8 protein-coding genes are annotated in these 7636 nt (G+C 32.5%); 4 read left to right on the top strand and 4 right to left on the bottom strand.

Features of this window, described 5'->3' with window-relative positions; genetic code table 11:
• Window positions 1–62 precede the first annotated feature (62 nt).
• The 4 genes from IQ247_RS05280 to IQ247_RS05265 form a co-directional block, all read right to left on the bottom strand.
• On the bottom strand, window positions 63–2279 hold the full coding sequence (locus IQ247_RS05280) for a methyl-accepting chemotaxis protein (protein ID WP_193917760.1): 2217 nt from the start codon (window positions 2277–2279) through the stop codon (window positions 63–65).
• Between the two features lie 139 nt (window positions 2280–2418).
• Entirely contained in the window at window positions 2419–2901 is a 483-nt protein-coding gene (locus tag IQ247_RS05275) for a chemotaxis protein CheW (protein ID WP_193917758.1), read from the bottom strand.
• Between the two features lie 69 nt (window positions 2902–2970).
• A complete protein-coding gene (locus tag IQ247_RS05270) occupies window positions 2971–4038 on the bottom strand; it encodes a response regulator (RefSeq protein WP_193917756.1) in 1068 nt (355 codons plus the stop codon).
• 809 nt (window positions 4039–4847) lie between these two features.
• Window positions 4848–6017 carry a family 10 glycosylhydrolase gene (locus IQ247_RS05265; protein WP_193917754.1) on the bottom strand — a complete coding sequence of 390 codons (1170 nt, stop codon included), beginning with the start codon at window positions 6015–6017 and terminating at the stop codon, window positions 4848–4850.
• A 249-nt stretch (window positions 6018–6266) separates the two neighbouring features.
• Between IQ247_RS05265 and IQ247_RS05260 the strand changes: the two genes are divergently transcribed.
• The 4 genes from IQ247_RS05260 to IQ247_RS05245 all read left to right on the top strand — a co-directional run bounded on the left by IQ247_RS05260 (window position 6267) and on the right by IQ247_RS05245 (window position 7613).
• Window positions 6267–6527 (top strand): 2TM domain-containing protein, encoded by a 261-nt coding sequence (locus tag IQ247_RS05260; RefSeq protein WP_193917752.1) that lies wholly within the window; start codon window positions 6267–6269, stop codon window positions 6525–6527.
• A gap of 126 nt (window positions 6528–6653) precedes the next feature.
• Window positions 6654–6959, top strand: coding sequence for a DUF3181 family protein (locus IQ247_RS05255; protein ID WP_193917750.1), 306 nt, complete (start codon window positions 6654–6656; stop codon window positions 6957–6959).
• Window positions 6960–7011: 52 nt separating this feature from the next.
• A complete protein-coding gene (locus tag IQ247_RS05250; RefSeq protein ID WP_193917748.1) occupies window positions 7012–7230 on the top strand; it encodes a hypothetical protein in 219 nt (72 codons plus the stop codon).
• Between the two features lie 173 nt (window positions 7231–7403).
• Complete coding sequence (locus IQ247_RS05245) at window positions 7404–7613, top strand: acetyltransferase (RefSeq protein ID WP_193917746.1); 210 nt, start codon at window positions 7404–7406, stop codon at window positions 7611–7613.
• The last annotated feature ends 23 nt before the right edge of the window (window positions 7614–7636 follow it).

Here is a 7636-nt window from a genome sequence, read left to right as displayed (position 1 = left end):
GATGGGGGGATGGGGAGATGGGGGGAAATAAATATCAACTATCAACTATCAACTATCAACCATCAACTAAGTTTTTTAATCAAGTTATTGACTTGTTTAGAAGTTTTTACTTGAATAATTGTAGCAGCGGAAATTGATTCAACTAATCCATCAATTTGATTGCTGACATCAAGAATTTCGTTTAAATTTTGCTTGGTATCTTGAATTAAACGGGTTTCTTCAACTACCTGAGCAATTCCTAGTTCCATTGCTTTGACGACTTCGCTGGTTTCTCGCTGGATATTTGTAACAACTTCTTCAATCTCTGCGGTTGCGTCACCGCTACGACTGGCTAAAACGGCGATTTCTTCGGCTATGATAGCAAACCCTTGTCCTTGCTCTCCTGCTCGTGTAGCTTCAATTCCAGCGTTGATAGCGAGTAAGTTGGTTTGCATTGCTATCTGATTAATTGATGAAATTACATGAGAAATTTTTTGTGAAGATTCTCCGAGTAATTTGACTTTTTTCGCAGTATCGCCTATTGTTTCACGGAGATAATGAATATTTTCTACGGTTAAATCTATTGCTGTAACACCAGCATTGGCGGTATGAAAAGCTTTACCAGTAATTGATGCGGCTTTTCTAGCACCTTTTGCTACAGCTTTAATTGAATATCTCATCTCTTTTACCGCTTCTAAAGTTCGGTTAATTTCCGCATCTTGCTTTTTAATATCTCTTCTTAACAAGAGTTGCTGTTGCAATTGCGATTCGGATAAATGTTCGCTTGTAAAAATACCATTGACTCGTTGTAAAAACTCTCCCAGAATTACAGCAGTTTCTTCAAATAATTGTATAGATGATTGCTGCCAAATATGAGATTGAGAACATTGACAAGCGATTAAATAACCAAATAATTTGTCATTTTCAAAAATCGGTACAAGTAAAATTGATTTAATGTCTAATGTTTCTAGTTCTTTGATGACAGAATTTTCAAACCCTGCGTGATAAATATCATCAATAGCAATTACACCATCTAGCTGATTTGTAAAAAGATGATTGCTTAATACAGGAAAATCAAATTTTTTACCCAAGGCAGAAGTGAAACCTACAGCTTGCGATTCAGCGATAAAACTTCCTCTTGGGGATGATTCTAATTTATAAATCAGTGTCTTTTCTACTTTTAAGAATTTACGGATATTTTCAACTGCTACATTACAAATATCTTGATAATTGATCAACCCAGATAAATTAACTGCAAGCTGTTGAATTATTTGGCTTTTTTCTAAATAACTTATCTGTTCTAAAGTCGAACCAATCTGAATTGCTAATTGTTTTAATAAATTTATTTCAAATGCTTGCCAAAGATGAGGTTTCCAACAATGATGCGCTATCAAAAAGCCGAATAGTTGATTATTTATAAAAATAGGTGTTAATAAAATTGCTTTAATTTTCAAGCGTTTCATTAACTCTAAATAGTCGGGACTTAATCCGGCTTCATCAATATTGTTAATAGCTAAAACTTCAGCTTTCCTATAAAAATTTCTAAGTTCCTTGGTAAGAGAAATATCTTCTATCGTGTCTCCAAAAGTTATTGGTAAACCTGGAGCAATTTCTTCCGCAATAACTTTTCCTTCACCATGAGAATTACAATGATAAATAACTACTCGATGCGCTCCTAAAATTTGTCTGACTTCTGCAACAATTTTCTTGAATAAATTTTCCTGGTCAATAGATTGACTAATTGAAATAATTGCATTTGCAAGTAATTTAGATTGTTCACTTTCAACTCTTTGTTGAAAAAGTAATTCTTGTAACTGTTCTACAATTAGATTAATGTTGCTACTTAAAACGGCAAATTCATCTTTACCTTTGATGGGAATGCGGCTATTCAGATTACCGTTAGCCATCTTTTTCACTGCTATATTTGCAGCATAAATCGGCAAAATCAAACGACGAGCAAGAGTTGCAGCGCAAATCCCCGCAAGTAATGCAGCGGCTACAGTCCCAATTGTTAACATTAATAATAACTGTTTTTGAGTTTCTTCTAACTCTTTAACCAAATTTACATCTTTATCATTACTAACTTCTGCGGTAATGATTTGATGCCCTAAATGATACGAGAATACTGTAATTCCTGCTGTCGGTAAACTGCAAATAGCAAGAGATAGCATTACAGCTTTACCGCTTAAACTAATTTTTCTCAATTGTGTCAATTGTTTGACAAAGAAATTTTGTGATTTTTTGGGTTGATTATCGATGTATTTTGGGAAGTTTATTCTTTGGTTGGGATTCGGTTTCATCAGCTATTCTCAAGTATTTCAAACTGAGCTTAATTGTCTCTTAAGTTGTAATTTTTGATAAAGTAATTGAAATTAACACTTAGTACAATATTTGACTTGTGAACTTTTTCTATTTACTTATCGTCAAGGAAAGTAGATTTTAGAATAACTTTAAAATAGCCTGTATATTCAAAACTAAATTGAACTCGTTTTCGCGCCAAATACATCCTTCTAAATAAGGAATTATATCAGGTGAAACTTGCTCAGAAGCAGATTGAATATTATCAGAATTAAATCTTATGGTACCTTTGACTTCTGGAACCATTAAACCGATAGTTTCCGTTTGGTGACGAATTACAATAATATTGTACTGTCGTAGCTGAGAAGTTTGTGACTCTAAACCTAATATGTTTGGTAAATCCACAACCCAAATAACTCGATTGTGCCAATTTATCAATCCCAAAATCAACTTCGATATATTGGGGATAGGAGTTATCAACTCATAGGGTAATACAAATACTTCTTGAGTAAATTTTACCAACAAAACTGCAATAGTACTTGCATTTAACTTTAATTGAAGATACCCATCTCCCAAATTTACTTGTGGTTCGGTTATAGATAACTTGATATCAGATGCATTCATATTTAATAAAATCTAATTTCTAATGTCGTCAATTTATGCAAATCTTGCTTTGGTAATTTATAACTGATGTTATACCAAATGTTGAAAAATTATCTTCAACAATTCTCCTTGAGTAAAAGGTTTAGTCAAATAACCACTAGCTCTAAACATTTTGGCTTTAGCTCTATCAATCAAACCTTTTCTTCCTGTCACCATAATTACAGGTACATCTTTAAAATATGTGTGTTTACGCAATAGCGAACATAATTCATAACCATCCAAATTAGGCATTTCTATATCTAGTAAAATTAAATCTGGATTTGTATTAAGAATTTGCATCAAAGCTTTTAAAGGTTCGCTAAAACCGATGACGTTGAAAAATTGTTCATCTAAAAAACATTGAATAGCGTTTAATACTGTGGGGCTATCATCAATACAAACTATGGTGTAAACCTTGTTACGAAAATTCTGCTGATGAAGACGTTGACCATTTTTGTAGGAATGATTTGTCGTTTGATTAGTTGCTTGACTATTTATCTGAGTGCTACCTGGTTTTGGTAATGGTTGTTGAGTTGGTATCTGATTTGAAGTCCTATTTAAAATAACTTTGTGGTTTTTATTTTCGGGATTTTGTAACTTTTGCTGACAGTTTTCGATGAATAAATTTACATCGAGATTGCAAAAATTAGGCATATTTCCCATAAACGTTTCTGTTGTAAATTCATAACTTCCTTCTTTTACACTAAGAAATGAACTGAGAACTTCACTAACTAATTCTTTAATTATTACTTTAGCTTGTGTAGCAGTAATTAACTTTTGATCTACTAACCAGCAAATAGCTAAATAATCCGGATTAAGTATTGCTTGATTGTCAATACTTTTTTGAAATATTACTCGTAACTGCTGATATACTTTTTTTTGCCCAAGTGCGGGAATTTGCTTACTATACTGTTGCAATTTTGCATAAAGTAAATTAAACATTTTATCCGCACGAGAGGCATAAATTAACTTACCTTCCCTAAAATCAAATGACCAAGAATCTGATACACTAAACACTTGTAAACATCCAGTAACGGGGTTGCTAGTGATTTTTTTGAGCAGCGCAACTGGCTGTATTTTCTGAAAAAATCTGTATCTACTAATAGGAAGTATTTTCATTGAAGTGGCTGGGAATTTACTATAGAGATACCGCAAAAATTAACCTTGGTTGGTAAAAACAATACAAAAAACCTATTGTTTGTGTGTTTTGCTAATGGAGGAAGATGCAATTTATCGTAACTTACATCAACTCAAGCAAACACAAAATAAACATTTTGCAGCAGTACTATTTAGAGATTAGCGGCGACTGACTCACAAACAAGGTTGTATTGCTATTAATCCTTACCCTGGGTATTTATCATTTAAAAGAACCGTCTACTGACAGCATAACCAGCATAGAGAGCGTCAGTTAGGAGGTAGATGGTAAGCAACTAACTTACTATTCTTAGATTAATCTAATTTAACAGAAAAAGTAAAAGATGTATGAAAGTTAAGATAAGCAAGTAAAGTTAATCTTAAAACCATTTTTCGCGAATGGCAAATGTTTTTTATAAACAATTATTTTTTGATATTTTGAGTTGTTATACTTAATTAATTATTTCTGTAGAATAAATTACCGTTTCTTTGTATTAAAAAAAATAATTTAAGTGGAAATATTTATTTTTTTTTCCGGATGCTAATATATTAATCAATTTGTTAGCAATTGAACGAAAATTAATATTTTATTCTTTGGATAAAACAATCATCGGGGGGTTGAGGAAGGATAAATTGGCTATATGCTCTCTTCCCCAGCGAAGATTTTGAAGCGCTGCAAATGTCCGGTTAAATACTCGTTGTTATCAGCAACCACACTTAAAGGTGAATGCTATCTTCCAAAGATGCTTCGTTAAACTTTTACTCGTAAAGTGTCAATTATCCAGTTAAAATTCTTATTCAATATTTTGCGTTATGTTGTGTAATTTACTGGCAGTTTCTTCTGGTTTTCCATCAAGAGGAAAAACTAAAATACTTTTAATTTCTGGATTATTTATTAACTCTTTTATCCGATGAAACTGCTTATCATTAATGGCAATACCGTTATATTTTTGAGCATAATTGACTTCTTCTGCGAAACCAGATTCGTTATAAGCTTGAATAAATATTCTATCCACTTTCCATTGTTGATAATCAGCGGCAAAATATTGTTTAGCCCAATAAGGATTATGATGACAAATATCAAAACTAACCGAAGGGTTAACTTGTTTCATTGCATTTATCATATTTTTTAAAAAATTTGTTAACTGAGCGGTACGATTAACTTTACCTGGTAAATCTGCATGATAACCCAAGTAATCATCCCATTGTACTGCATCAATTTTGGGATATTTTTTGACAAATTCAACTAATATCTCTTGAAAGAAATCAGCAACTTCGGGAATCTCTACATCAAGCACATAATGCTCGATTCCTGCATAAGTTTTATCAACACCGGGAACAATCCATTTTCGAGAAATAGCTAAATCAAATATCGGACTATTTTTATCTATTTTGATTCCCTTTTCAAAATAAGCATGAACTTCCATTCCTTGTTTATGTGCTTCATCTATTAACCAATCTAACCATTTGTCTTCAAATAAATTAGGACAACTTTTAAAACCTAAAGTTTGCTGCATCACTTCGCTTTTATACATAGTACAAGCATTGCCCCACACACCATGAATAATTGTATTAAAACCGCGATCGCGATAGTAGCGGACTTTTTCACGAATCATGTTTTCGCTAGCATTATTGGTGATGTGATAACGACTTAAATAAATTCCTCTAATTGCTTTTTTCTCCCAAGCTGTTTGATTTGATGGTGGTGTGATTGGTTTATTTGTAATTTCTATTTTTGGACTAGGTGATACAGTTGGAATAAAAGTTGAAGTCGGAGAAGCAGTGGGAGTTGCGGAAATCAAAGGAATATTTAGTTGTTGATTGCTAGATAAAAGTTCAATGATACCTAAATTATCTCTTTGAGTAAATAACCAATAACCACCTCCTAAAAGCAGTAATATTACGGACACAGGAATATTTAAACATCCACATCCGTTTGGTTGTTGTTGTTTTTTGCGTGACATAGTAATGCTAATAACTACCCGATAAAGAATCAGCCTAATTTATAACACCAAATCTCCTATTGGCAAATTCTCAAAAGTGTAAAAAAAATGAGTTGAACTGATTTTAGTGAGAATCTATTCCTATTGTTTTAAAGAAAGGAAACGTCTAGACAGGGCTGAGTTGATTTTTTAATAAATAAATTCGATTTGTGGCACAGATAACATTAAAATTGTATAAATAATTGATTGATTGTTTATTTCGTAAATATTATGCCTCCTCGTTGGCCCCGTAAACCAGACCGTAAGAATGACCCAGCTTACCGTAAATTAGATGATAGAATGAATTTCGCCGTTCATGTGGCGATATTTGCTCTATTTAATTCCGGTTTGTGGTTTTTCCACAATTTTCTTTTAGCTAGTTGGGAGTGGCTACCAATTTTGACCTTGAGTTGGTTATTTATACTACTCTCACATCTAATTTATATTTCGGTGATTGCAGATTATTCTAATACTCCACCAAAATCTACCTGAAGATAGATTATCAAAGCTAGGGCGATTGTAACTCGCGGTGGTACAGTTGTGTTGAGAATTTCAGCATAATTCTCAATTAGCTTGTAAATAATACGGCACTAATTCTATAGGACTTATTTTTAGGCTATGACTAGCAACGCAGAATTCATGGAAGCCCTAGCCGCTGAAATTGGCGAAAATGTCTATATTGATATAGCTAAATGGCATCTTTATTTATCGGATGCTAAATTGCATACCATGGTAGCTGAACAAGTTTATCCTTTAATAACTTCTGATAAATCTATCGATGAAGAGGATGTAATTAATGTTTTACAATCTATTCCCATAAAGGTTGGTGGTGGAAAGCATGAAGTACCTTTAATTGATTTAGTACCTACACAGTGTCAAGTAAATCTTGTGGATATTTTAGAAAAATATCAGCAGGAAATGTAATTTTCATAGTATCAAAAAGCTACGAATAAATAATTTTTTCCAAGGAGTAAAAATGACTGTTTATCAATTTCACGATGAATACTCTTTAGCAGAAGTTACCGATAAACTCGGTAAACAAGCTTTACAGTTAGGTTTAATTCCCAGTTTTACAGTACGTTTTTTTCCCGATAACAGAGAGTACTTTATTTCTCATGACAATAAATCGGAAGCACTAACACCAGAAGAAGCGTATTTGTATTTTAAAAAATTAGTCGAACAAGCCAATAATTAGTTCTTAGTTATTACTCAATTATTACTTAGTTATTAAAAAGCCTCTCTCCTGAGAAAGAGAAATAATTAGAGGGAGGCTTTAATTTTACTACACTCAAGCGGGAAGCCTGATATACAAAATTGCATATAAACTGACGTTATTAATTTGGAAAAATTTGTAACGGGTATCCATAAATGTTTTTGCAACTCAAAAATGATGGTGAATTGATTAAAGTAACTGATGTCCAACAACTGATCAATCCTAATACTGATAGTATTGAAGCTAAACAACAACAAGGTCAAGAAGAACAACCATCAGAATCTTTTAAAAAAGAAAATCTCGTCTTTCCTTCTGGTGAATCTTTACCACGTTGTTGGATAGACGCTGATTATAAAAATGGTTGATGTTTAATTGTTAATAGACGTAG

It is taken from the genome of Plectonema cf. radiosum LEGE 06105 (assembly GCF_015207665.1).
GTDB classification, from domain to species: Bacteria; Cyanobacteriota; Cyanobacteriia; order Cyanobacteriales; family Nostocaceae; genus Rivularia; species Rivularia radiosa_A.
This window is presented reverse-complemented; position numbering and strand designations above follow the sequence as displayed.